The organism is Pantoea stewartii (genome assembly GCF_011044475.1).
Taxonomy (GTDB): domain Bacteria; phylum Pseudomonadota; class Gammaproteobacteria; order Enterobacterales; family Enterobacteriaceae; genus Pantoea; species Pantoea stewartii.
Window position 1 is genome coordinate 2529964 of sequence record NZ_CP049115.1, and the last position, 24108, is coordinate 2554071.

The following is a 24108-nucleotide window of genomic DNA, read 5'->3' on the forward strand; positions in this document are numbered from 1 at the left end:
TCATTGCTTTTGGAACACACACACAGCGTGTGCGGGACCATGCCAGACAGTTAATCGGATGGGGTTACATTCCCCGGTAAAAGGAGGAAGGACGTGCCATTCTCCGTCTGGTAAGGCGATATCACATTGCGTATCTGTCGCATTTATTGTTATTAACCAGCAACCAGAGAGCAGAATTTGCAACCTGCGCATGCCCTGCTTCCAGCCGCCTTCATCCACAGGTTTACCCTGGTCATCCAGCCACTCGACATTGCCGTCCTCGTTCTGCCACCAGCTATCCGCAGTGAGTGCCGGAATGCGCTTACGCAGGTGAATCAGCGATGCGGTAAAGTCGACAAGGCCTTTTTCTTCATCGTCCCACTTGAGCCAGGTCAGTGGGTTATCCTGGCAGTAAGCATTATTGTTGCCGTGCTGGGTTTGACCACGCTCGTCCCCGGCCAGCAGCATCGGTGTGCCCTGAGCAAGCAACAACGTCGTCAGCAGCGCTTCCGTGCTGCGCCTGCGGCGCTGGGCCACATCCGCACTGACCACCAATCCTTCTGTACCATGGTTATGGCTGTAATTGTTACCGTGTCCGTCACGGTTTTGTTCGCCGTTGGCTTCATTATGTTTTTGACTGAAGCTCACCAGGTCGCGCAGCGTGAAACCATCATGCGCGGTGATCATATTCAGGCTGGCATGGGGCTTGCGGCCATTGTGCTGAAAAAGGTCGCTTGAGGCGGCAAACCGGCGGACAAAATCCCCCATCGTCACATCCTCATGCAGCCACGTCCGGCGGGCCGTGTCACGAAACTGATCGTTCCACTCAGCAAACTGTGCGGGGAAATTCCCTACCTGATAACCATTGGGGCCAATATCCCAGGGCTCGGCAATCAGTTTGACCGTTGACAGGATCGGGCAGGCGCGCATGGCCTCGAACAGCGCGGCGTCGCGATGGTAATCAGGCTCACGCCCCAGAACCGGTGCCAGATCAAAGCGAAAGCCATCCACGTGGCAGACGCGCACCCAGTAGCGCAACGCCTCCAGTATCCAGTTCATGACCTGAGGATGGCTCAGATTGAGTGTGTTACCGCAGCCAGTCCAGTTGTGATAACCGCCCTGGTCGTCGAGCCAGTAATAGCTGGCATTGTCGATGCCGCGAAAGGATATTGTCGGCCCGGTCTCATCCAGTTCTGCCGTATGGTTAAACACCACGTCCAGGAGCACTTCAATGCCCGCAGCATGCAGGCGCTTCACCGTCTGCTGAAACTCCTGCAGCGGAGACAGCCCATCCTGGCCGGAAGCATAACGAGGATCGACCGCCCAGAGGGCAAAAGGGTTATAGCCCCAGTAGTTGGTTAAGCCCAGACGCAACAGGCGCGGCTCGCTGGCAAAGTGGGCCACAGGCAGTAACTCGATAGCCGTAATGCCCAGTTGGAGCAGGTAATCGATCATCACAGGATGCGCCAGTGCGGCATAAGTGCCACGCAGTGCCTCAGGAATACCGGGATGCAGCTGGGTCAAACCGCGAACATGGGCTTCATAAATCACGCTGCTGCCCCATGGCGTGCGCGGAGCCTGATCTCCCTGCCAGTCGAAATCCTCCATCACCACGACAGATTTGGGTGCCAGCGCCGCGTTATCGCGTGTGTCGGGTTCCGTGTAGCCACAGTGGAAACGCGGATCGTCGGGGATGTCGCCCAGCACCGCTTTGGCACAGGGATCGACCAGCAGCCTGGCGGGATTGAAAACATGCCCCGCCTCCGGTGCCCAGGGGCCATAAACCCGGTAACCATAGCGCTGTCCGGGCTGGACGCCCGGGAGATAACCGTGCCAGATATCGCCGCTACGCGCAGGGAGTTCAACGCGCTGCTCAAGCCCGTTCTCGTCGAACAGGCAGAGTTCAACGCGCTCAGCATGATGGGAAAACAGCGTAAAGTTTACGCCCTTCCCGTCATAGCTGGCACCCAGCGGGTGGGGATGTCCGGCACGCACGATCATTCTCCCTCCCGCACCAACCATACCGTCGCCAGCGGCGGTAAGTTCAGGCTCAGTGACTGGGGACGACCGTGGCTTTCCTGCTGATCGGTATGGACACGATGATTACGTACGTCGCTGCCGTGATAGTCATGCTGATCGGTATTGATGACTTCGCGCCAGCTGCCCGCCTGATTGACGCCAAAGCGATAGCCCGGCCGCGGTACAGGCGTAAAGTTGCTGACGACAATGATTTCATTGCCTTCACGATCGCGACGCACAAAGGCAAAAACTGAATGTTCGGCGTCATCCACCACCAGCCACTCGAATCCGGCCGGATCGAAATCAAGCTGATGAAGCGGGGTGTAATATTGGTAGGTATGGTTCAAATCGCGCACCAGACGCTGCACACCGTGGTGCCAGTTGTCTTCCCCTTCCAGCAAATGCCAGTCAAGGCTGACATCATGGTTCCACTCTTTGCCCTGTGCGAATTCGTTGCCCATAAACAGCAGTTTTTTACCCGGGAACGCCCACATCCAGCCGTAGTAGGCGCGGAGGTTAGCAAATTTTTGCCAGGCGTCGCCGGGCATGCGATCCAGGATAGAGCGTTTACCGTGCACCACCTCGTCATGGGACAACGGCAGGACAAAGTTTTCGCTGTAGTTGTACATGATGCCGAAGCTCATCAGGTTGTGATGGTAACGGCGATGAACGGGATCGAGCTTCATGTAGTCGAGCGTGTCATGCATCCAGCCCAGATTCCATTTGTACCAGAATCCCAGGCCGCCGCTTTCAGGAGGACGTGAAACGCCGGGATAATCCGTAGACTCTTCGGCCATCGTCACCGTACCGGGCGCGACATGCCCCAGCGTGCGGTTGGTGTAGCGCAGGAAGTTAATCGCTTCGAGATTTTCCCGACCGCCATATTGATTGGGGATCCATTCGCCCTCGGCGCGGCTGTAATCGCGATAGATCATTGAAGCAACGGCATCCACGCGCAGACCATCAATACCAAAACGTTCCAGCCAGTAAAGCGCGTTGCCTGACAGATAGTTACTGACTTCGCGGCGACCAAAGTTGTAAATCAGTGTGTTCCAGTCCTGATGGTAGCCTTCACGCGGATCGCTGTGTTCGTACAGTTCTGTGCCATCGTATTTCGCCAGGCCAAAGTCATCGCTGGGGAAATGGCCTGGCACCCAGTCCAGCAGAACGTTGAGTCCCGCTGCATGGGCCGTCTCGATAAAGTGACGGAAATCATCCCGGGTGCCAAAACGGCGCGTGGGCGCATACATGCCCAGCGGCTGATAGCCCCAACTGCCGTCAAAAGGATGCTCATTGATGGGCAGCAATTCGATATGGGTAAACCCCATCTCTTTCACGTAAGGCACCAGCTGCTCAGCCAGCTCTTTGTAGCTGAGCCAGAAGTTGTTGTCGGTATGGCGGCGCCACGATCCCAGGTGAACTTCGTAAATAGAAACAGGCTTGTCGAAGCCATTGGCCGCTTTACGGGCCTCTGACATCTCGACTTTTTCTGGCAGGCCACAAATCATCGAGGCCGTTTGTGGCCGCATTTGCGCCTCAAAGGCATAGGGATCGGCTTTGATTCGCAACTGACCCTGCGCATCGATGATTTCAAATTTATAGAGCTGCCCGTTAATGGCCCCGGGAACAAACAGCTCCCAGACCCCCATTTCCTGGCGCAAACGCATCGGATGGCGACGGCCATCCCAAAAGTTGAAATCACCGACAACGGAGACACGACGCGCATTAGGAGCCCAGACGCAGAAACGCGTGCCGATGACGCCATCAATCACATCACCATGCGCGCCCAGGGTTTCATAAGGCCGAAGGTGTGTTCCTTCCGCCAGCAGCCACAAATCCATCTCCTGCAACAGAGGACCAAAGCGGTAAGCATCATCGATGAGGTTTTGCTGACCATGCCAGTTCACAGCCAGTTGATAGCGAAAGGGATTCTTACGACGAGGAATAACGCCGCTGAAAAACCCGCGCGCGTCATCGCATTTCAGTTGAGCAAGCTTACGTCCTGTGGAGGTTTCGATAACCCAGACTTCAAGGGCCTCGGGGAGCAACGCCCGCACTTCAAGACCGTTTTCCGTTTTATGCATCCCCAGCAGCGAAAAGGGGTCGGAATAGTTACCCGCAAAAAGGGCATTGATCGCCTGGCGATCGGGTAGCTCTGACATGACTTTCTTCCTGTGATAGTTGGCAGGCTAAAAGACCACGATGCACGCGCTATCGCATATCTCTTGCGCTGCTCTTCATTGAGCCATGAGTACAGCGGCGTGGGCGCCAGCAAAAAACGCTTGTCACCACGCGCCTCCTTAAATCACAACCAGTAAGCATTAAGCCTGTCTGCTTGATGCCAATCCCGCAGTATCACCAGACGACTATCCGGCACTCCGAGACATTAGATAATTTTGACTTTTCCCTACCGTCCGTTTCCTGATGCAATCCTGCGTAATTCGGACGATTTTCCTGTATACCGTCGACTTAAACCGCGGAGCCGGTATGTGAGCGCCCTTGCACAATGATGAAAAACAGTAAAATATATTAATACATAACGGATTTATGTCTCATAATCTTCACTCAAATGCAGTATCTTTTTTTGGCGCGATCATCATGCCTGCGTGCCGTATGGACGAAAGGCGGTCAACGGCCTGCCGGACTCGCCACCTGTCTTACGCGCCGTGAGCCGTGAGCCACGGCGACATTTCCCTGGCCGCTTTAACATGACATAAAACGGACAACTGCCGAGTGTGCGTTAACAGTGTGACAGGATGCTGCTCACACGCCGGAACCACGCGCCTTTTGAAAAAAAACGCGGCCAGCTTGCACCGAAAAAAGTCTGTCTTTACCAGCCACAACAACCAGTTAGTGAATACATTAAAACAGCCCGTCTGTTACACGCCCTTGTTAAATCATAGCTTGGCGGCGAGCGTTGACAGAGCAGATCAGCAAAAATTTATTTCTGGACAGGCAAAAAGGGGAAGCGGATCACTTAGTGATCGTAACGGTAGAACAGTTTGCAGGGATTTGTAGAAAAAAGACCGGAAAAACCCGGTCTTTTTCGTCTTTCAGATTTAGTCGATCAACAGACGTAACATGCGGCGCAACGGCTCAGCCGCACCCCACAGTAGCTGATCGCCCACGGTAAAGGCCGAGAGGTATTCTGGCCCCATATTCAGTTTGCGCAGACGGCCGACCGGCGTGTTCAGCGTCCCCGTTACCGCCGCAGGCGTCAGTTCACGCATAGTGATTTCCCGATCGTTAGGCACGACTTTTACCCATTCATTATGGGACGCCAGCAGTTGCTCAATCTCGGACAGCGGCAGATCCTTTTTAAGTTTCAGCGTGAAGGCCTGACTGTGACAGCGCAGCGCACCGACACGGACGCAAAGTCCATCGACAGGAATGACGCGCGGGGTCGCCAGAATCTTGTTAGTCTCAGCCTGTCCTTTCCACTCTTCGCGGCTTTGGCCATTATCAAGCTGCTTGTCGATCCACGGAATCAGGCTGCCCGCTAACGGCACGCCGAAATTATCCGTCGGCAACGTGCCAGAGCGCGTGAAATCCGTCACGCTACGTTCGATATCCAGAATGGCAGAGGCAGGATTTTGCAACGAGGTCGCCACGTGATCGTGCAGCATGCCCATCTGTGTGAGCAGCTCGCGCATGTGACGGGCACCGCCCCCGGACGCAGCCTGATACGTAGCCACGGAGACCCATTCAACCAAATCATGTGCGAACAGGCCGCCCAGTGACATCAACATCAGACTCACCGTACAGTTGCCGCCAACAAAAGTTTTGATGCCGCTGTCGATGCCCTGACGAATAACCTGATGGTTAACCGGATCCAGGATAATAATGGCATCGTCTTTCATGCGCAGCGTGGACGCCGCATCAATCCAGTAGCCATTCCAGCCACTGGCACGCAATTTCGGATACACCTCAGAGGTATAGTCGCCGCCCTGGCAAGTAATGATGATATCCAGCGCCTTCAACGCGTCAATATCAAAGGCGTCCTGCAATGTTCCCTGCTGTTTGCCCGCAAACGTCGGGGCCGCTTCACCATGTTGTGAAGTGGAGAAAAAGACCGGATTGATTACATCAAAATCACGTTCTTCACTCATGCGGGACATCAGCACTGAACCCACCATACCGCGCCAACCCACTAAACCTACATTCTTCATGTCATATCCGTTTCAGGGTGATAAACACCTGACTTTCTCATCGAAGGGAAAAGTGTCGTGGTACTTTCACGCCACTCTGCGTAATAATCAACGTTGCCTGTGATGATTAACTCTACAAAATGCAGATTTTCTGGCAAGTGAATTAATGTAATCGGGCCAACTTTTTCAGCAGCCCTGCTAATAACCCGGCTTTATCTATAACGAGAAGATGTTAAACGAATGACTGAAATGATCTCAGCAACAATATTATTGTTGTTAATAATGGATCCGTTGGGCAATTTGCCGATTTTTATGTCGGTTTTAAAGCATCTGGAACCCAAACGTCGGCGCGTCGTGCTTATTCGCGAAATGCTGATTGCCCTTATCATCATGTTGTTGTTTTTATTCACGGGCGAACGCATTCTGGCCTTCCTTAATCTGCGAACCGAAACCGTCTCCATTTCCGGTGGCGTTATCCTGTTTTTAATCGCTATTAAGATGATTTTCCCCTCGCCGGAAAGCAGCAGTACCGGGTTACCGGCGGGCGAAGAACCCTTTCTGGTGCCGCTGGCCATCCCCCTGGTGGCGGGGCCTTCACTGCTGGCGACACTGATGCTGTTATCCCACCAGTATCCGAACCAGATGTCGCATCTGGTTGGAGCCTTACTCATCGCCTGGGGCGTAACGGTGATGATCCTGCTGTTATCGGGCCTGTTTCTGCGTCTGCTGGGGGACAAAGGCGTTAACGCACTGGAGCGCCTGATGGGATTGATCCTGATTATGCTGGCGACGCAGATGTTTTTAGACGGGATTCGTGTGTATCTGAAGCTATAGCTGTCGGCGTTAACCCGGGCAGCGTTGCCCGGGTTAAATCGCTCAGGTGAGCAGGGTAAAAGCGATCATCCCGACCACCGCGCCCACGGTACCTAAAATGGTTTCCATCAGCGTCCATGTCTTGAGCGTTTCACCTTCGGTCGCGCCGGTGAAGCGGCCAAACAACCAGAAGCCCGCATCATTAACATGGCTGATAATAATGGAACCGCCGCCGATACAGATGGACAAGGCTGCCAGCTGTGCGCCGGAGTAATGCAACGGTTCTATCACCGGCATGATCAAGCCCACCGTCGTCAGGCAGGCCACCGTCGCCGACCCCTGAATCACCCGGACCGCACCGGACAGAATAAAACAGGCCAGGGCAACCGGCAGCCCGGCACCGGTCAAGGCATTGCCCAGTACCGGCCCTACGCCAGAATCGACCAGCACCTGTTTAAAGACGCCGCCCGCTCCTATTACCAGCAAAATAATCCCCGCAGGCTGCAGCGCACTGCCACAAATCTGCATCACTTTTTCTTTATCCATGCCCTGACGGTACGCCAGGCCATAGATAGCGACCAGGCAGGCCAGCAGAATCGCGATGAAGGGATGCCCGATGAATTCCAGCCACTCGTAAAGTGTAGAGCCCTCAGCGGTGAAGCGTGCACCAATGGTTTTCAGCCCGACCAGCACAAGTGGAAACAGGATAAGCGCCAGGCTAAAGCCAAAAGAGGGCAACTTGCCGGCATCAACGTCGGGCTGATGATCTTCCGGTGGTGCGCTGAACGTTACGCGCTTCGCGATAAAATTGCCAAACAACGGCCCGGCAATCAGCATGCCCGGCAGAGCGGCACACAGCCCAAGCAAAATCATCCAGCCGAAATCCGCATGCATTTGCGAAGCTAACAGCATGGGCGCAGGGCCCGGCAGCAAAAAGGCCGCCGCCGCCGCCACACCGGCAAACAAGGGAATAACCAGCCTGACCAGGTTATCCCCTGTCCGCCTGGCGACAGCGAATGCGATGCTAATCAGCAGCACTACGGCCACCTCAAAGAACAGCGGCAACGCGCAGATTAAGCCGGCAATGCCCATGGCAAAATGCGCCCGGCTCTCGCCAAAGGTTTTCAGCATGCGAATCGCAATCTGATCCACCGCCCCGGTTTCGTGCAGGATCTTGCCAAACATGGCACCCAGCGCCACGACGATGGCTAAGAAACCGAGCGTGCCGCCCATGCCTTTCTGCATCGTTTCCGCGATTTTATCCAGCGGCATGCCCGACAACAGACCCGCGCCCACAGAAACCAACATCAGGGCAAGAAAAGCATGCATCCGGGCTTTCATCACCAGAAAAAGCAGCAGCAGGACAGAGCCTGCTGCAGTCAAAATAAGTGTTGCGGTATTCATGGTCTAGCCTTGATTGATTGCATCCTTAATGGTTGCAACCGTTGCCGCTACAACCTCGTCCAGGGAGTGCGTGATATCGACAGCCAGCACATCCGTTTCATCCGCACCCGGCTCTTCCAGCGTCGCAAATTGTGTTACCAGCATTTGCGGCTTAAAGAAGTGCCCTTTGCGCGCTTTCAGACGCGATTCGATGGTGTCGAAATCCCCTTTCAGGTAGACAAAACGCAGGTTGTCGTTGCCCTGTCGAAGCATATCGCGGTAATGCTTTTTCAACGCTGAGCAGACGATGATCGAGATCGCCTGCGTACGTTGCATGGCGAACGCCGCGTCGTTCAATGCCTGTAACCATGGCAAACGGTCGTTATCGTCCAGCGGATGGCCTTCTGCCATCTTTAAGATATTGGCGCGGGGATGAAGAAAATCGCCATCGAGAAAAGCGGTGTTCAACTGGTGGGAGACCCGGTTTGCCACAACGGATTTGCCGCTGCCTGAAACACCCATCAAAATAAAAACGTGATGTGGCGTGGATTGCGTCGTCATTTTCTACTCCGGCAAGTCAATGTGCCATGTTACCGATAACAATGATGCTTATCATTCTCCTGGTGACATTACACTCTGGCAACCTTTTTACTGACTGAAGCCTTAAAGTGTGAGCTGACTCATAAATTTGCGCGAATCAGATACTGCCGCCTTCCACAATAGCAAATCCCATATCCAGCGGCTGGCTGACCCGGTTTTCGCCGGCAATGCGCGCCAGCAACAACGCGGCCGATTCACGACCTATTTGGTCACGCGGCGTCAGAACCGTCGCCAGCGCAGGCGTCACCACCTGACTGATATCATGACCGTGAAAACCGGCAATAGCCATTTGGGAAGGCACCTGAAGTCCCTGACGCTGGCACTCAAACATCGCGCCCACCGCCAAATCGTCGTTGGTACAGAACAGGCTGTCCGTCTGAGGATAGCGTCGCTGCGCTTCGCGGAGCAATTCGCCACCGGCACTGAAAGAGGAGGCTTCTTCCATCATGACACTGCGTGGCGTTAATCCGGCTTCGCGCATGGCACTTTCATAACCCCGCTGCTTTTGCAGCGTGCGTTCATCCAGGCGCGCTCCCAGATAAACGGTATGACGGTGTCCTTTTTTCAGAATCGCCAGCGTCATTTGCCGGGCGGCTTCGACGTTGTCAAAGCCTACCGCCATATCCAGACAGGGCGTAACGCTGTCCATCATTTCAATCACCGGAATACCGGCCACCTCCAGCATGCGTAACGTCCCTGCTGTATGTGTGCGTTCGGTCAGAATCACGCCATCGATGTTCCAGCCAAGCAGCGACCGCAGCTGGCGCTCCTCTTTTTCCGGGTTATAACCAAAGTGTGCCACCAGCGTCTGGTAACCGGCTTCATCCGTCACCGCTTCGATTCCCCGCAGAACATCGGCGAACACCTGATTGGTCAGCGAGGGCAGCAACACGCCGATGGCGCGGCTGGTCGCGTTGGACAGCATATCGGGGGCGCGATTGGGGATGTAACCCAACTCATCCAGCGCAACGGCGATCTTCTCCCCCAGCGCAGCCGACACCTGCTCAGGATTGCGCAGATAACGACTGACAGTCATTTTGGTGATACCGATACGATCGGCAACGTCCTGTAAAACCGGTCTTTTCTTCTTCATCGTAAGCGCCTGGATCTCGCTGAAAGCACATGACGACGAGTCTACCACTTTTTTACAGGCAGATTGCTAATGGGGCGAGACAGGCTCGCCCCCTTCAGGCTCAGACCGGCGGCAGGTCGAACAACAACACTTCGGCCGCGCTGTCGGCTTCAAGCGTCAGGCCAGTTTCGTCCCAAACGGCAAAGGCATCACTGTTTGACGCGGATTGCCCGTTCACCTTCACGTCGCCTTTGACAACCTGAATCCAGATACGGCGTCCCGCCTCAATGGTCACGCTGTCGCTTTCGCCTGCCGCAAATACCCAGCGCGATAGCGTCATGTCCTGCCAGACTTTGAGCGAACCGTCACGGGCATCCGGGGTGAGGATAAACTGGCGACCCTGCACATCCGGAAAGCGACGCTGATCGTAACGCGGCTCAATCCCCGTGCGCTCTGGAATGATCCAGATTTGGTAAAGATGCAGCGGTTCTGTTTTGCTGGCGTTGTATTCTGAATGACGTACGCCGGTACCTGCACTCATGATCTGGAACTCACCCGCGGGAATCTGTTCCTTGTTGCCCATGCTGTCCTGGTGTTCCACGGTACCCGACAGGACATAGGTCAAAATTTCCATGTCTTTATGCGGATGCGTACCAAATCCCTGGCCGGGATCGATCACATCTTCATTAATCACCCGCAGGGCTGAGAAGCCCATAAAATTTGCATCGTAATAGTTGGCAAACGAGAAGGTGTGCCAGCTGTCCAGCCAGCCATGATTAGCGTGGCCACGTTCTTCAGCTTTACGTAAATAGATCATGTTCAAATCTCCTCACTGTTTTTTATAGTTTGGTATCAGGTGAGAAAGATTGATAGCTGAAAAACTTCACCTCTCTGTTCAAAAATTATGAACCTCTGGCAAGGGGTTGTTGAACGGAACTGAAGGAAAGCAGGACGGGCGCGCAAAAAAAAAGCCAGCACCCGGCTGGCTAAATAATACTGGAAGCAATGTGAGCAATGTCGTGCTTTCTGACGTCTCGACAACATCCAGAAAGCATGACAATAATAATCATTATCATTCTCGTCTGTAAAGCGATTTTGTGTATTATTTCTGTTGACGCCTGACGTAAATCCCCTGATGTTTAAAGGGTTTACCACGTGCTCATAAGGATAACCGCCATGCCTTCAGTGATGATTCGCCATGCTGTCCCGGCTGATGCCCCCGCGTTAACTCGTCTTTACAGCCAGCCTGAAACCCAGGCCGCAACCCTGCACCTGCCCTATCCCTCGCCCTCACTATGGGAGCAAAAACTGGCCAGTCCACGCGCCGGTGTGCATATGTTGGTAGCCTGTATTGATGAGCAGGTGGTCGGGCAACTCACGCTTGAAGGCGTTACGACAGCACGGCGGCGACACTGCGCCAGCATAGGGATGGGCGTTGATCCGGCGTTTCATCGACGCGGGGTGGGCAAAGCTTTGATGGCGGCAATGGTCGATCTTTGCGACAACTGGCTTCAGGTGACGCGCATTGAACTGACGGTCTTTGCTGATAATCACAAAGCAATCGCGCTGTACCAGCAGTTCGGTTTCCGAATTGAAGGCACCGCGCAGGGCTATGCGATACGCGAGGGGAACATGACAGATGCGCATTTTATGGCGCGTATCAGAGCATAACGAAACGGGCAGCCAGAAGGCTGCCCACCGATATCAATAACCGGCACTCAGATCGCCCACCGTGCGGGGATCAGACGCACCGTACAGCGTACCGTCAGGACCAATCATAATACTTTGTGTACTGCCCATGGCCGGTTGCACTTTAACGTGTTGTCCTTTCGCTTCGAGCAAGCGCAACGTATCCGGGCTGAAGCCCTTCTCAACCCGTAACTGATCGGGCAGCCACTGGTGATGGAAACGCGGCGCATTGGTCGCCTCTGCCACGTTCATGCCGTAATCAATGCTGTTCACGACCATTTGTAATACCGTGGTGATAATGCGACTGCCGCCCGGGCTACCGGTAACCAGCCAGGTTTTTCCGTCCTTCGCAACGATAGTCGGTGACATTGAGGATAACGGACGTTTTCCAGCCTGCACCGCGTTGGCTTCCCCGCCCACCAGCCCATATACATTCGGCGTGCCCGGTTTGGCCGAGAAATCATCCATCTGGTTGTTCATCAGAATGCCGCTGTTACCCGCTACGATGCCACTGCCGAAGTTAGTGTTTAAGGTGTAGGTGACCGCAACCGCATTGCCGCTTTTGTCCACCACAGAGAAGTGAGTGGTTTGATTACTTTCGTAAGGGGCCAGTTTACCGGGCTTAATATCACTGGATGGCCGTGCCTTCGCCAGATCGATTTGCTGTGCCAGCGATTTGGCATAGGCTTTGCTGGTCAGCGCCTGCCACGGGACTTTGACGAAGTCTGGATCGCCCAGATACTCGGAACGATCGGCATAGGCATACTTCTCTGCTTCAGCCATGACCTGCATGGCGTCGGCGCTGCCAAAACCCATTTTTCCCAGATCGAAATTTTCCAGGATATTCAGGATCTGCACGATATGAATACCGCCCGATGAGGGTGGTGGCATCGAGAAGACCTCATAGCCCCGGTAAGTGCCGCTGATCGGCTTACGCTCCACCGCATGATAGGCCGCGAGATCGGCTTTCGTTATCAGACCGCCATGCTGCGCCATCTCGGCCGCAATCTGATCGGCAATCTTGCCTTTATAAAACGCATCCGGGCCTTGTTGTGCGATCAACTGCAGGCTGTGAGCCAGATTCTTTTGTACCAGACGTTCGCCTTTCAGCCAGGGCGTGCCATCCGGTTTGAAGAAAATAGCTTTACTGTTGGGATGGGCGAGCAGGACTTCCTTGCCATAGGTGTTAAGATCGTCCGCCAGCGCATCGTTCACGATAAACCCGTCGCGCGCCAGTTTGATGGCAGGAGCCAGCAGTTTATTCAGCGGCAGCGTACCGTATTTGTTCACCGCCAGCGCAAAGCCAGCCACGGTGCCAGGCGTGCCTGAAGCCAGCGGTGACGTTAGAGAAAGCTTACTGTCGGCGTTGCCTTGCTTGTCCAGGAACATATCGCGCGTGGCCGCCGCCGGTGCCATTTCACGAAAATCGATCGCCGCGGTCTGTCCTGATGCCGTTCGCAACAGCATAAATCCACCGCCGCCCAGGTTGCCCGCCTGCGGATGCGTCACTGCCAGCGCGAAGCCAACCGCCACAGCGGCATCGACCGCGTTACCGCCCTGACGCAGGATATCCACGCCCACATTGGTGGCCAGCGCATCGACTGACGCCACCATGCCGTTATGGGCTTTGACCGGATGAAACGTATCGCTGTCTACGCCATAGGAGACGGGCGGCGCCTGAACCGGGGCGGCATTTGCCCCCGTAACAACAGTAAAACTCATTAGTAATGACCAGCTCAGCTGGCGTAACCTGGCTTGCATCATCATTCCGTTCCCACCTTCACGGTTATTTACATTTCTTTATCCTTTATGTAACTGACTACAAACAAAGCCGAATATCAAGGATTAACGCAAATTCAGTGCACTCCTGGAGCAGTAATCTGAACCAGCGCATAAACTTACGCTAACGACCACATGACCTGCTTCAGGCATGCACACACAGCACCGGTCGTTTACTGGAGGATTAAAATGAAAAAGTGGCTTATGGTTTTCGCCGCCCTGCTGCCGTTAACCGGCATGGCGAACATGCTGAACAGCACGAATGATCCCAACAAGCCTGGCTACAATCCCAGCCAGCAACGCATGCAGACCCAGATGCTTAACCAGTCGCAGCAACAGCAGACGAAGTTACAGCAGGACCAGCAGCGTCAGAATCAGGACGTACAGCGGAAGTTGCAGGAGCAGCGGGATAGTGCCCAGCAGCGCGTGATCAAATCGCAGCCGGGCCAGCAGCAGAACCAACAGAATATGAACTAGTGAAAATCGGGGCCAATGCTGTCGATGCTGTCGGTACAGATGGCATCGACGCCCCATTTCAGTAATGTCCTTGCCCGTTCCGGGCTGTTCACGGTATACACCAAAATACGCAGATCGGCCTCTTTCAGCTCAGCGACTCTGGCCTCAGTGAGGACTTTGTGATTCAGGTGAATTGAAGTGCAGTCCAGCGCCCGCGTCTTCTCCTGCCATGCGTTATCCCAGTGATGAGATAACAGGCCGCGCGGCAGTTGTGGTTCGGCCTGCATGGCCGCTTCCAGTGCCACAAAGGAGAACGAGGATAGAAGAGGAAGAGGTTGCCCCTGCCACAGCGTGGCAGCGGCCTGCGCAATGGCGCGTCCGGTTTCGGCGTCGGTCCCTGTGGTCGGTTTAATTTCGATATTGGCCATCAAACCATGCTGACGGCAGCGTGCCGCGACCTCATCCAGTCGGGCCAGCTTTTCGCCCTGAAAGGCCGCGCTGAACCAACCGCCCGCATCAAGCTGCGACAGCTTGTCCCACGGGAGCTCGCCCGCAATGCCCCAGCCGTCGCTGGTGCGATCTAACGTATCGTCATGCAGCAGAAAAATGTGCGCATCTGCCGAGAGTTTGGCATCAAACTCAATCATCAGATGTCCGTATTTTGCGCCAACGTCAATCGCAGCAAGGGTATTTTCAGGTGCCAGCTTGCCACCACCACGATGGGCGACAATGCGCGGATAGGGCCATTGCTTTTTACTCATTCCAGACGCTTCCCGTGACTTGAATCGAAGAAATGTAACGCCTCAACAGGCAGATGCAGCCACAGGGTGCTGCCTGCTTCCGGGCGCTCGCTATGGGGTAAGCGTACCACTAAACGTGCCTCACCGATGCGACCGTGTGCCAGATTGTCGGCACCCAGCATCTCAAGCGTCTCAACACGGAAGGGAATGCCGCCCTGCTGCTGGCTACTGAGTTGAACATGTTCGGGCCGGATACCGAGCACCACGGGGCGATTGGCCCATTTGGCTTTGCCCTCGCCCACCGGAATAGCGTGGGACGCATCAACCACAAAGCGAGCGCCATCTTCGCTGAAATTGCCCTGTATCAGACTCATCGCGGGGGAACCCATAAAGGAGGCCACAAACAGGCTGGCCGGGCGCTCGTAAACGTCGACCGGCGTGCCAATCTGTTCCAGCACGCCTTTGTTCATCACCATCACACGCTGGGCCAGCGTCATCGCTTCAACCTGATCGTGCGTCACATATAAGCTGGTCGTTTGCAGACGGCGATGCAGTTGCTGAAGCTCAAGGCGCATTTGTACGCGCAGGCGCGCATCCAGGTTAGAGAGCGGCTCGTCGAACAAAAACACGGCGGGTTCACGCACGATGGCGCGCCCCATGGCCACGCGCTGGCGCTGTCCACCGGATAACTCACGTGGACGGCGCGTTAACAGATGATCCAGCTCCAGGCTCCGTGCCGCATCCAGCACGCGTTGGCGAATATGCTCTTTACTCATCCCACGAATTCTGAGGCCGTAAGCCATATTTTCTTCGACGGACATATGGGGATAAAGTGCGTAGTTCTGGAACACCATGGCAATGCCGCGATCCTTGGGCTCCTCATGCGTGACGCGTTTATCGGCGATATAAATATCGCCGGACGTGACGCGCTCCAGTCCGGCCACCATGCGCAACAGCGTGGATTTGCCACAACCCGAAGGGCCTACCATCACCATAAACTCGCCGTCATTGATCGTGACGTTGAGCGGCTGGATGATTTGATTTTTACCGTCGTAAGATTTGGTCACCGCCTGAAGGGTTACGCCTGCCATCACTATTTCTCACTCTCAACCAGACCACGCACGAAGGCGCGCTGCATAACAAACACCACCACCACGGGTGGAATCAGGGTTAATAACATTGCGGCCATGACTTCGTTCCACTGCGTTGGCGAACCGCTGGTAGAGATCATGCTTTTGATCCCCGCCACGGCCGTGCCCAGGCTGGCGTTATCAATGATTAATAATGGCCAGAGGTACTGGTTCCAGCCGTAGATAAACGTGATAACGAACAGCGCCGCTAGGTTGGTTTTTGACAAGGGCAGCACGATGTCCCAGAAAAAACGCATCGCGCTGGCACCGTCAATGCGCGCGGCTTCAATAAGCTCATCCGGCAACGACATAAAGAACTGCCGGAACAGGAAAGTGGCCGTCGCGGAGGCCATCAAGGGCAGTGTCAGGCCGCTGTAGCTGTCCAGCATGTTGAGATCGGCAATCACCTGCACCGTTGGGAAAATGCGCACTTCGACCGGCAGCATCAGGGTGATAAAGATCATCCAGAAGAACAGTGAGCGCAGGGGGAAGCGAAACCACACCAGGGCAAAAGCGGACAGAATCGACACCAGAATCTTACCGACGGTGATACCCAGCGCCATGATAACGCTGTTCATCAGCATCAGGCTAAAGGCCGGACCGTTGCCGTTCACGCCTTGCGTCCAGATATGCGAAATGTTTTCCCACAGGTGAGTACCGGGAATCAGCGTCATCGGGACGTTATAGACGGCGTCGTTATCCAGCGTGGCGGCCACAAAAGCCACATAGAGTGGAAACAGGATGGTCAGGATACCCAGCACCAGGACGACATGGCTGAAAATGTCCAGCCCGCGACGATTTTCAATCATTGATATTGCACCTTACGCTCGACGAAGCGGAACTGAATGACGGTCAGCGCGATAACCAACAGCATCAACACCACGGACTGTGCAGCAGATGAGGAGAGATCCAGACCGGTAAAGCCTTCACGATAAATCTTATAGATGAGCGTCGTCGTCGCCTGGACCGGGCCACCGCCTGTCGCGGCATCAATGACCGGGAACGTATCGAAGAAGGCATAAATCAGGTTGACCACCAGCAGGAAAAAACTCACCGGGGTAATCAACGGAAGCGAAATAGAGAAGAACCGACGCACCGGCCCTGCCCCATCAATGGCGGCGGCTTCGACCAGCGACTTTGGTATCGACTGTAACGCGGCAAAAAAGAACAGGAAGTTGTAGCTCATCTGCTGCCACACTGAAGCCAGCACCACCAGGAACATAGCCTGGCCGCTGTTCTGTGCGAAGTTCCAGTTATAGCCCATGTGGTTAAGCAGGTAGCTCAGCAACCCCAGGCCGGGACTGAACAGAAACATCCACAATACGGCCGCGATCACCGGTGCCACCGCATAAGGCAACAGCAGCAACATCTGATAGAGCTTGCGCAGGCGCACGACGTAGTCCACCAGCGCCGCCAGGAGCAATGAGGACACCATGCCAAAAAAGGCGACCATGCTGCTGAACTTGATGGTGGTCCAGAAGGTGTCCAGATAAAGCCCGTCGGAAAAGAGCCGTTCAAAGTTCGCCAGACCCACAAAGGTGCTGGAGATGCCGAAAGGATCCAGGTTTTGCAGTGAATACCACAACGCTTCACCCGCTGGCCAGACAAAGAAAATAGCGGTGATCAGGAGTTGCGGCAGCACCAGCAAATAGGGTAACAGGCGATTACGAAACACCGGGCGAGATGGAGACATAACGTTCTCTGACTTGGGTGAAAAAAGGCCAGCCGGAGCTGGCCTGCAGAACGGATTATTTATTCTGTTGCTCGAAACGACGCAGCAGCTCATTACCCCGCTTCACGGCGTTATCTAACGCAGCCTGCGGTGTCTGCTTGCCGGTCCAGACGCTTTCTAACTCTTCATCCAGGATGGTACGAATCTGCGGCATATTCCCCAGACGCATGCCTTTGGTGTAAGGCAACGGCGGCTTGTTCATCATCTGGCGAATCGCAATATCCGCACCTGGATTTTTCTCGTAGAAGCCTTCTTTCTTCGTCAGCTCATACGCGGCGGTAGTAATAGGCAGGTAGCCCGTTTTCTGGTGCCATTCCGCGGCAATTTTTGGCTCGGTAAGGAACTTCATAAATTCCGCCGCGCCTTTGTAGGTATTGGCATCTTTGCCTTTCATCACCCACAGGCTGGCACCGCCGATAATCGCGTTCTGCGGGGCATTCGGAATATCCGCATCGTAAGGCATCATGCCGACGCCATAATTGAATTTGGCGTAATGGCGGATATCGGCCAGTGAACCTGACGAGGCCGTGGTCATGCCACAGTCACCGTTATAGAACTTCGCGGTGGATTCATCTTTACGACCAAAATAGGTGAAATCACCTTTCTTGTTCATGTCTTCCAGCAACTGGATATGGCGAACCTGCGCCGGTTTATTGAATTCCAGTACCGCATCGGTGCCGTCGAATCCGTTATTTTTGGTGGCCACCGGCAGACCGTTCCAGGCGCTGAAGTTCTCAATCTGAATCCAGCCCTGCCAGCCGCTGGCATAGCCACAGCTCATGCCTGATTTACGCAGTGCATCGGCATCTTTTGCCAGTTCCTGCCAGGTTTTGGGTGGCTGATCCGGGTTTAAACCGGCTTTTTTAAACGCATCTTTGTTGTAGTACAGCACAGGCGTGGAGCTGTTGAACGGTTGCGAGATCAGCTGGCCTTTTGAATTGCTGTAGTAAGCCGCGACCGCAGGAACAAACTGCTTCTCGTCCATTGAAATGCCCGCGTCTTTAAAGACCTGATAAACAGGCACAATGGCTTTAGAGGCCATCATGGTGGCGGTGCCCACTTCGTAAACCTGCAACAGCGCGGGCGCTTTTCCGGTGCGGACCGCGGCGATACCTGCCGCCAGACTTTGTTCGTAGTTCCCTTTGTACACAGGGACGATTTTGTAGTCAGGGTGTTCCTGGTTAAAACGTTGTGCCAGTGAGTCAACTTCTTTGCCTAACTCGCCTTCCATTGAGTGCCAGAAAGGGATCTCAGTGACGGCCAGTGCATTACCACTGATCGCCAGACCGAGCAGGGCGCTCATCAGGCTACGACGAAAAGTAACAACGGACATAGGATTTTCCTGTTCAGGTAGGTACGCGCGCTATCACGCATTTTTTGCTCGCGAAGTAACATGACATGTGGAAATGACGGAAAAATAACAGTCAGATGACGGAAAAATGACGACAGAATGTCAGGATATGACAGTGATAAGCGCGTTTAATGGACCGGAAAGCACCGGGCTGAACCGCGCTGCTGAAGCAGGGATAAGTATGTGCCGTAAGGGAAGGAAAATTCGCCGGGTGACAGCCCGGCACAGAGCCTGCAGTCACCCGGCATAGATGATGGCGGGGAAACCTAGGCGCCCAGATAGGCGCTGCGCACGGCTTCATTCGACAGCAGTGCCGCACCGCTGTCCTCCAGCACGACATGACCATTTTCCAGTACGTAGCCCCGATCGGCCAGCTTCAGCGCCTGGTTCGCGTTCTGTTCAACCAGGAAAATCGTCATACCTTCGCTGCGCAGTTGCTCAATCGTGTCAAAAATCTGCTGGATAATAATCGGCGCCAGACCCAGAGAAGGCTCATCGAGTAACAACAGGCGCGGCTGGCTCATTAACGCGCGGCCGATGGCGAGCATTTGCTGTTCACCGCCCGACATGGTGCCCGCACGCTGCACCTTACGCTCTGCCAGACGTGGGAACAGAGTGTAAACGCGATCGATGCGCGCCAGATACTCCGGGCGACTGGCAAAAAAACCGCCCATGGCCAGGTTCTCTTCCACCGTCATGCGTGAGAACACGCGGCGACCTTCGGGCACGATGGCAATCGCCTCACGCATAATGCGCGCCGTTTGCCAGTCGGTAATGGTTTTGCCGTCAAACGTGATCGTACCGCTGGTGGCGCGCGGCTCGCCGCATAATGTGCCCAGCAAAGTGGTTTTGCCTGCACCGTTTGCGCCGATCAGGGTGACGATTTCGCCCTGATCGATATGCAAACTGACATTATGCAGCGCCTGAATTTTGCCATAGTGCGCACTGACGTTATCAATGGTTAACATGGCCATATTACGCCTCTCCTAAATAGGCACGGATCACATCCGGATTATTACGAATCTCTTCCGGCGTGCCGTTCGCCAGTGGCGTGCCCTGATTCACCACATAAATACGGTCAGAAATGCCCATTACCAGCTTCATATCGTGCTCAATCAACAAAACGGATACCTTATGCTCGCCTCGTAACTCGGCGATCAGCGCATCCAGCTCATGCGTCTCTTTCGGGTTAAGTCCGGCTGCCGGTTCATCCAGCATTAAAATCTCCGGCCGCGTCACCATGCAGCGGGCGATCTCCAGTCGGCGCTGCTGACCGTAAGCCAGGTTACCGGCCTGGCGATTCGCCATATCGAGTAAGCCAACCCGCTCAAGCCAGGTGGCAGCGCGATCCAGCGCCTCGCCTTCACTGCGGCGAAAAGCCGGGGTTTTCAGTAGCCCCGCAAACACGCCACTTTTCAGGTGCTGGTGCTGGGCGACTAACAGGTTTTCAATCACCGTCATTTCGCGGAATAAACGGACGTGCTGGAAGGTCCGCACGATCCCCATACGGGCGATCGTCTGTCCGGGCAGGCCAGTCAGGTTCTTGTCGCGTAAGGTGATACTGCCGCCCGTTGGCTTATAAAAGCCGGTCAGGCAGTTAAACACGGTGGTTTTACCCGCACCGTTTGGACCAATAAGCGACACAATTTCCTGGGGGCGCAATTCCAGTTTAACGTTGTTCACGGCTAACAGACCGCCGAAGCGCATCATCAGGCCTTCAACGGCTAATAAAGGCTGACTCATGCCTGTTCTCCTTGTTTACCCTGACGCAGTTTCAGGTGCGGTCGTTTCATCGGCAGTAAGCCTTGCGGACGCCAAATCATCATCAGCACCATCAGCGCCCCCAATACCAGCATGCTGTATTCGTTGAGGTCGCGCATCAGCTCACGCGAAACCACCAGCAAAATGGCGGCCAGAATAACGGCAAACTGCGAGCCCATTCCGCCCAACACCACGATAGCCAGAACAAAAGCGGACTCGACAAAGGTAAAGGACTCCGGACTGACAAAGCCCTGGCGAGCGGCAAACAGCGTTCCCGCGAAGCCAGCAAAGACGGCGCTGATAGTAAACGCGGTCAGCTTAATGCGGGTCGGGCTCAAGCCCAGCGAACGACAGGCGATCTCATCTTCACGTAACGCTTCCCATGCCCGACCCAGCGGCATGCGCAGCAGGCGGTTGATCACAAACAGCGTCAGCACCACCAGCAACAATGCCACCAGATAGAGGAATATCACCCGGTCGTTAGGATCGTACTTCATGCCAAAGACATCGTGAAACGTGCCCCATCCCCCCTCGCTGACGCGACGGCCAAACTCCAGGCCAAAAAAGGTGGGCTTAGGAATCTGAGCAATTCCATTTGGACCGCCGGTGATTGCCGTGTTATTGAGCAGCAGAATACGGACGATTTCGCCGAAGCCGAGCGTGACAATAGCCAGATAGTCACCGCGCAAGCGCAGCACCGGGAAGCCGAGCATCAGGCCAAATGCGCCCGCAACCAGGCCCGCCAGCGGCAGGCTTTGCCAGAAACCAAAACCATAGTAATGATTAAGCAGCGCGAAGGTATACGCGCCAATGGCATAGAAACCACCGTAGCCCAGCACCAGCAGACCCGACAGCCCTACGACCACGTTCAGTCCCAGACCCAGCATGATGTAGATCAGTGTCAGGGTGGCAATATCGACGCTGCCGCGTGTAACCAGGAACGGCCAGATAACCGCCGCGGCGATCATCAAGCCCATAATGGCTTTTTGCTTTGGCGTTGAGCCGTCGAAGCCCGGCAACACCAGGCCACCACCGCTACGTATCAGCTTGCCCTGAAACAGCGGACGTAGCAGTTGAAACAAAAACACAACGGCACAACCGATGAATATCCAGTTCCAGCGCACGCTGCCGGCATTCACTATCTGTAGCTGCGTACCATTCAGATCGAGGCGCATTCCCATAAAGAAGGCCGCCAGCACCAGCAGCATGACCGCTGAAACAATCGCATTGACCAGACCAAGGCGTTTCATACTTTCTCCACCTCCGGGCGGCCCAGAATACCGGTAGGCATGACCAGCAGCACCACAATCAGTAAGGCAAACGACACCACATCTTTGTATTCGGTGGAGAGATAAGCCGAGGTCAGCGCTTCGGCAATGCCCAGCACCAGCCCGCCAATCATCGCGCCGGGAATACTGCCGATGCCGCCCAGGACCGCCGCAGTAAAGGCTTTCATCCCCGCCATAAAGCCGATAAACGGGTTAATCGAGCCATAAAACTGCCCCAAGAGCACGCCCGCAACCGCCGCCATCGCCGCACCAATCACAAAGGTCAGCGAGATCACCCGGTCAGTATTAATGCCCAGCAGGCTGGCCATTTTGAGGTCTTCCGCACAGGCGCGGCAGGCGCGTCCCATGCGGGAATAACGGATAAACAGGGTCAGGGCCAGCATTGCCAGGAACGTGACCACCCAAATCACGATCTGCATCGTCGACAGCGTGGCGGCAAAGCCGTTGCTTTCGCCCAGCGTCCACTGGCCGGTGATTAAGCTCGGCAGGGCAAGGTCACGTGAACCCTGCGTCAGGCTGACGTAGTTTTGCAGAAAGATGGACATTCCGATGGCGGAAATCAACGCAATCAGACGCTTGGATGCCCGTACGGGACGATAAGCCACCCGTTCGATGCTCCAGCCATAGGCACTGGAGATGATAACGGCCATAACAAAACCGGCGGCAATCATGAGCCAGCCGGTATCAATACCCATCATCATCAGGGCTGCAATAACCATAAAAGAGACATAGCTACCGATCATATAGACTTCGCCATGGGCGAAGTTGATCATGCCGATAATGCCGTAAACCATGGTGTAACCGATGGCGATCAGCGCGTAGGTGCTCCCCAGAGTCACCCCGTTGAACATCTGCTGAATAAAATAGAGAAACTGCTCGGACATAGTGAGGACCTGCTCAGAAACCAGAAAACCCCTCTCCTGCTGCCAGAAGAGGGTTAGCCAGGCGATGGCGCGTCAGTCACGCCTTCTCCTGCTTCCCCGCTGTCGTACGACGGGGAAGAATCAGTGCCTTATTTAACTGCGGTAGACGAACCGTCTTTGTGCCATTTGAAGACGCCAAACTCGAAGCCTTTCAAATCGCCTTTCTGATCCCAGCTCAGGTCGCCCATCACTGTCGGAACCGGTGCGCCGGTTTTCAGGCTCTTCGCAATCGCATCCGGCTCATCGCTCTTACTGCGCTCCATGCCGGTCACCAGAGACTGGATAGCCGCATAGGTTGTCCAGACAAACGGGCCGGTAGGATCTTTACGGTTAGACGCGCTATTCGCTTTGATGGCGTCCACGATGGCCTTGTTCTGAGGCAACTGGTCGTAACGTTTTGGCAGGGTTACGTAGAGCCCTTCCGACGCGTCGCCCGCAATGTTAGACAGCGAGGCGTTGCCCACACCTTCTGGCCCCATAAAGCCTGCTTTCAGTCCTGCCGCTTTTGCCTGACGCAGAATCTGGCCCAGCTCCGGGTAATAACCACCGTAATAAACAAAGTCGACGTTTTCTTTCTTCAGTCGCGCAATCAGCGTTGAGAAATCTTTATCGCCCGCGGTGATCCCTTCAAACATCACCACGTTGCCGCCTTTCGCTTTCAGGGTTTTCTGTACCGATTCTGCCAGACCCTGGCCGTATTGCTGCTTGTCGTGCACCACAGCAATGCGTTTTGGCTTGATGACATCCAGAATGTAGTTCGCCGCAGTTGGACCCTGATCAGAATCCAGACCCGTCGTACGCATCACGTCGGCATAGCCACGTGCAGTCAGTTCTGGCGCGGTGGCCGCAGGCGTAATCATCAGCACGCCTTCATCGTTATAGATATCTGATGCAGGCTGCGTAGAGGAGGAGCACAGGTGACCGATAACATATTTGATACCGTCATTGATGACCTTGTTAGCCACCGCAACCGCCTGTTTCGGGTCACAGGCATCGTCATATTCGACACCGACCAGTTTATCGCCGTTTACGCCACCTTTGGCATTGATGTCTTTAATCGCCTGTGCGGCGCCGGTAAATTCCATATCACCATATTGCGCGACCGGGCCAGTAGCGGCACCTACGATAGCGATCTTAATGTCTTTCGCCATTGCCGCATGGCTCATCGCCAATGCAATGCATCCTGCCAGTAACGCGCGACCTGTCATTTTCATGCGAACTACCCCATCAGTTATGTCGTGTTT

Annotated in this window: 21 protein-coding genes; 3 read left to right on the forward strand and 18 right to left on the reverse strand. The window is 54.9% G+C overall.

What is annotated here, in order from left to right; all coding sequences use genetic code 11:
• The 3 genes from glgX to asd all read right to left on the reverse strand — a co-directional run bounded on the left by glgX (nucleotide 1) and on the right by asd (nucleotide 6167).
• Nucleotides 1-1980: a glycogen debranching protein GlgX gene (gene glgX / locus G5574_RS12085; protein WP_164482662.1), complete on the reverse strand. Its 1980-nt coding sequence runs from the start codon at nucleotides 1978-1980 to the stop codon at nucleotides 1-3.
• Nucleotides 1977-4160, reverse strand: coding sequence for a 1,4-alpha-glucan branching enzyme (gene glgB / locus G5574_RS12090; RefSeq protein ID WP_033738170.1), 2184 nt, complete (start codon nucleotides 4158-4160; stop codon nucleotides 1977-1979). The genes glgX and glgB overlap by 4 nt, the downstream gene beginning before the upstream one ends.
• An 897-nt stretch (nucleotides 4161-5057) precedes the next feature.
• Nucleotides 5058-6167 (reverse strand): aspartate-semialdehyde dehydrogenase, encoded by a 1110-nt coding sequence (gene asd, locus G5574_RS12095; protein ID WP_164482663.1) that lies wholly within the window; start codon nucleotides 6165-6167, stop codon nucleotides 5058-5060.
• Nucleotides 6168-6386: 219 nt separating this feature from the next.
• On the opposite strand from asd, the gene G5574_RS12100 reads away from it, so the two are divergent.
• Complete coding sequence (locus G5574_RS12100; protein WP_006121032.1) at nucleotides 6387-6980, forward strand: YhgN family NAAT transporter; 594 nt, start codon at nucleotides 6387-6389, stop codon at nucleotides 6978-6980.
• 42 nt (nucleotides 6981-7022) lie between these two features.
• Here G5574_RS12100 and gntU read toward each other — a convergent pair whose 3' ends face one another.
• The 4 genes from gntU to G5574_RS12120 form a co-directional block, all read right to left on the reverse strand.
• Complete coding sequence (gene gntU, locus G5574_RS12105) at nucleotides 7023-8363, reverse strand: gluconate transporter (protein WP_039342707.1); 1341 nt, start codon at nucleotides 8361-8363, stop codon at nucleotides 7023-7025.
• A 3-nt stretch (nucleotides 8364-8366) separates the two neighbouring features.
• Nucleotides 8367-8903 carry a gluconokinase gene (gntK, locus tag G5574_RS12110; protein ID WP_006121033.1) on the reverse strand — a complete coding sequence of 179 codons (537 nt, stop codon included), beginning with the start codon at nucleotides 8901-8903 and terminating at the stop codon, nucleotides 8367-8369.
• Between the two features lie 136 nt (nucleotides 8904-9039).
• On the reverse strand, nucleotides 9040-10035 hold the full coding sequence (gene gntR, locus G5574_RS12115; RefSeq protein ID WP_058708185.1) for a gluconate operon transcriptional repressor GntR: 996 nt from the start codon (nucleotides 10033-10035) through the stop codon (nucleotides 9040-9042).
• 100 nt (nucleotides 10036-10135) lie between these two features.
• Entirely contained in the window at nucleotides 10136-10831 is a 696-nt protein-coding gene (locus G5574_RS12120) for a pirin family protein (protein WP_006121035.1), read from the reverse strand.
• Between the two features lie 359 nt (nucleotides 10832-11190).
• Here G5574_RS12120 and G5574_RS12125 point away from each other — a divergent pair, with 359 nt between their 5' ends.
• Nucleotides 11191-11685 carry a GNAT family N-acetyltransferase gene (locus G5574_RS12125; protein WP_054632939.1) on the forward strand — a complete coding sequence of 165 codons (495 nt, stop codon included), beginning with the start codon at nucleotides 11191-11193 and terminating at the stop codon, nucleotides 11683-11685.
• A gap of 33 nt (nucleotides 11686-11718) precedes the next feature.
• Here G5574_RS12125 and ggt read toward each other — a convergent pair whose 3' ends face one another.
• Complete coding sequence (ggt, locus tag G5574_RS12130) at nucleotides 11719-13464, reverse strand: gamma-glutamyltransferase (RefSeq protein ID WP_394815113.1); 1746 nt, start codon at nucleotides 13462-13464, stop codon at nucleotides 11719-11721.
• A 207-nt stretch (nucleotides 13465-13671) separates the two neighbouring features.
• On the opposite strand from ggt, the gene G5574_RS12135 reads away from it, so the two are divergent.
• On the forward strand, nucleotides 13672-13959 hold the full coding sequence (locus G5574_RS12135) for a DUF2756 domain-containing protein (protein WP_033738183.1): 288 nt from the start codon (nucleotides 13672-13674) through the stop codon (nucleotides 13957-13959).
• On the opposite strand, the gene ugpQ is transcribed toward G5574_RS12135, so the two are convergent.
• The 10 genes from ugpQ to G5574_RS12185 form a co-directional block, all read right to left on the reverse strand.
• Complete coding sequence (ugpQ, locus tag G5574_RS12140) at nucleotides 13956-14699, reverse strand: glycerophosphodiester phosphodiesterase (RefSeq protein ID WP_164482665.1); 744 nt, start codon at nucleotides 14697-14699, stop codon at nucleotides 13956-13958. The genes G5574_RS12135 and ugpQ overlap by 4 nt on opposite strands.
• On the reverse strand, nucleotides 14696-15769 hold the full coding sequence (locus G5574_RS12145; protein ID WP_033738186.1) for a sn-glycerol-3-phosphate import ATP-binding protein UgpC: 1074 nt from the start codon (nucleotides 15767-15769) through the stop codon (nucleotides 14696-14698). Before G5574_RS12145 ends, ugpQ begins: the two co-directional genes overlap by 4 nt.
• Nucleotides 15770-15771: 2 nt before the next feature.
• Nucleotides 15772-16617, reverse strand: a complete 846-nt coding sequence (gene ugpE, locus G5574_RS12150; protein WP_006121040.1) for a sn-glycerol-3-phosphate ABC transporter permease UgpE — start codon at nucleotides 16615-16617, stop codon at nucleotides 15772-15774.
• Nucleotides 16614-17501, reverse strand: coding sequence for a sn-glycerol-3-phosphate ABC transporter permease UgpA (gene ugpA, locus G5574_RS12155; RefSeq protein ID WP_006121041.1), 888 nt, complete (start codon nucleotides 17499-17501; stop codon nucleotides 16614-16616). Before ugpA ends, ugpE begins: the two co-directional genes overlap by 4 nt.
• A gap of 55 nt (nucleotides 17502-17556) precedes the next feature.
• A complete protein-coding gene (gene ugpB / locus G5574_RS12160) occupies nucleotides 17557-18873 on the reverse strand; it encodes a sn-glycerol-3-phosphate ABC transporter substrate-binding protein UgpB (protein WP_058701433.1) in 1317 nt (438 codons plus the stop codon).
• 284 nt (nucleotides 18874-19157) lie between these two features.
• Nucleotides 19158-19865, reverse strand: coding sequence for a high-affinity branched-chain amino acid ABC transporter ATP-binding protein LivF (gene livF / locus G5574_RS12165; RefSeq protein WP_058701434.1), 708 nt, complete (start codon nucleotides 19863-19865; stop codon nucleotides 19158-19160).
• 1 nt (nucleotide 19866) lies between these two features.
• Entirely contained in the window at nucleotides 19867-20634 is a 768-nt protein-coding gene (livG, locus tag G5574_RS12170) for a high-affinity branched-chain amino acid ABC transporter ATP-binding protein LivG (RefSeq protein WP_058708187.1), read from the reverse strand.
• A complete protein-coding gene (locus tag G5574_RS12175; protein ID WP_054632937.1) occupies nucleotides 20631-21902 on the reverse strand; it encodes a high-affinity branched-chain amino acid ABC transporter permease LivM in 1272 nt (423 codons plus the stop codon). The genes livG and G5574_RS12175 overlap by 4 nt, the downstream gene beginning before the upstream one ends.
• Nucleotides 21899-22825: a high-affinity branched-chain amino acid ABC transporter permease LivH gene (gene livH, locus G5574_RS12180; protein WP_033738195.1), complete on the reverse strand. Its 927-nt coding sequence runs from the start codon at nucleotides 22823-22825 to the stop codon at nucleotides 21899-21901. The genes G5574_RS12175 and livH overlap by 4 nt, the downstream gene beginning before the upstream one ends.
• A 128-nt stretch (nucleotides 22826-22953) precedes the next feature.
• Nucleotides 22954-24078 (reverse strand): branched-chain amino acid ABC transporter substrate-binding protein, encoded by a 1125-nt coding sequence (locus G5574_RS12185; RefSeq protein WP_164482666.1) that lies wholly within the window; start codon nucleotides 24076-24078, stop codon nucleotides 22954-22956.
• Between the last annotated feature and the right edge of the window lie 30 nt (nucleotides 24079-24108).

Excerpts from the sequence above, each read along its gene's own strand:
- asd (WP_164482663.1), bottom strand. The coding sequence starts at position 6,167 with ATGAAGAATGTAGGTTTAGTGGGTTGGCGCGGTATGGTGGGTTCAGTG.
- ugpA (WP_006121041.1), bottom strand. The coding sequence starts at position 17,501 with ATGTCTCCATCTCGCCCGGTGTTTCGTAATCGCCTGTTACCCTATTTG.
- gntU (WP_039342707.1), bottom strand. The coding sequence starts at position 8,363 with ATGAATACCGCAACACTTATTTTGACTGCAGCAGGCTCTGTCCTGCTG.
- G5574_RS12185 (WP_164482666.1), bottom strand. The coding sequence starts at position 24,078 with ATGAAAATGACAGGTCGCGCGTTACTGGCAGGATGCATTGCATTGGCG.
- glgX (WP_164482662.1), bottom strand. The coding sequence starts at position 1,980 with ATGATCGTGCGTGCCGGACATCCCCACCCGCTGGGTGCCAGCTATGAC.
- G5574_RS12145 (WP_033738186.1), bottom strand. The coding sequence starts at position 15,769 with ATGGCAGGCGTAACCCTTCAGGCGGTGACCAAATCTTACGACGGTAAA.
- ggt (WP_394815113.1), bottom strand. The coding sequence starts at position 13,464 with ATGCAAGCCAGGTTACGCCAGCTGAGCTGGTCATTACTAATGAGTTTT.
- ugpB (WP_058701433.1), bottom strand. The coding sequence starts at position 18,873 with ATGTCCGTTGTTACTTTTCGTCGTAGCCTGATGAGCGCCCTGCTCGGT.
- ugpQ (WP_164482665.1), bottom strand. The coding sequence starts at position 14,699 with ATGAGTAAAAAGCAATGGCCCTATCCGCGCATTGTCGCCCATCGTGGT.
- livG (WP_058708187.1), bottom strand. The coding sequence starts at position 20,634 with ATGAGTCAGCCTTTATTAGCCGTTGAAGGCCTGATGATGCGCTTCGGC.
- gntK (WP_006121033.1), bottom strand. The coding sequence starts at position 8,903 with ATGACGACGCAATCCACGCCACATCACGTTTTTATTTTGATGGGTGTT.
- livH (WP_033738195.1), bottom strand. The coding sequence starts at position 22,825 with ATGTCCGAGCAGTTTCTCTATTTTATTCAGCAGATGTTCAACGGGGTG.
- G5574_RS12125 (WP_054632939.1), top strand. The coding sequence starts at position 11,191 with ATGCCTTCAGTGATGATTCGCCATGCTGTCCCGGCTGATGCCCCCGCG.
- G5574_RS12135 (WP_033738183.1), top strand. The coding sequence starts at position 13,672 with ATGAAAAAGTGGCTTATGGTTTTCGCCGCCCTGCTGCCGTTAACCGGC.
- G5574_RS12120 (WP_006121035.1), bottom strand. The coding sequence starts at position 10,831 with ATGATCTATTTACGTAAAGCTGAAGAACGTGGCCACGCTAATCATGGC.
- G5574_RS12175 (WP_054632937.1), bottom strand. The coding sequence starts at position 21,902 with ATGAAACGCCTTGGTCTGGTCAATGCGATTGTTTCAGCGGTCATGCTG.
- livF (WP_058701434.1), bottom strand. The coding sequence starts at position 19,865 with ATGGCCATGTTAACCATTGATAACGTCAGTGCGCACTATGGCAAAATT.
- G5574_RS12100 (WP_006121032.1), top strand. The coding sequence starts at position 6,387 with ATGACTGAAATGATCTCAGCAACAATATTATTGTTGTTAATAATGGAT.
- gntR (WP_058708185.1), bottom strand. The coding sequence starts at position 10,035 with ATGAAGAAGAAAAGACCGGTTTTACAGGACGTTGCCGATCGTATCGGT.
- glgB (WP_033738170.1), bottom strand. The coding sequence starts at position 4,160 with ATGTCAGAGCTACCCGATCGCCAGGCGATCAATGCCCTTTTTGCGGGT.
- ugpE (WP_006121040.1), bottom strand. The coding sequence starts at position 16,617 with ATGATTGAAAATCGTCGCGGGCTGGACATTTTCAGCCATGTCGTCCTG.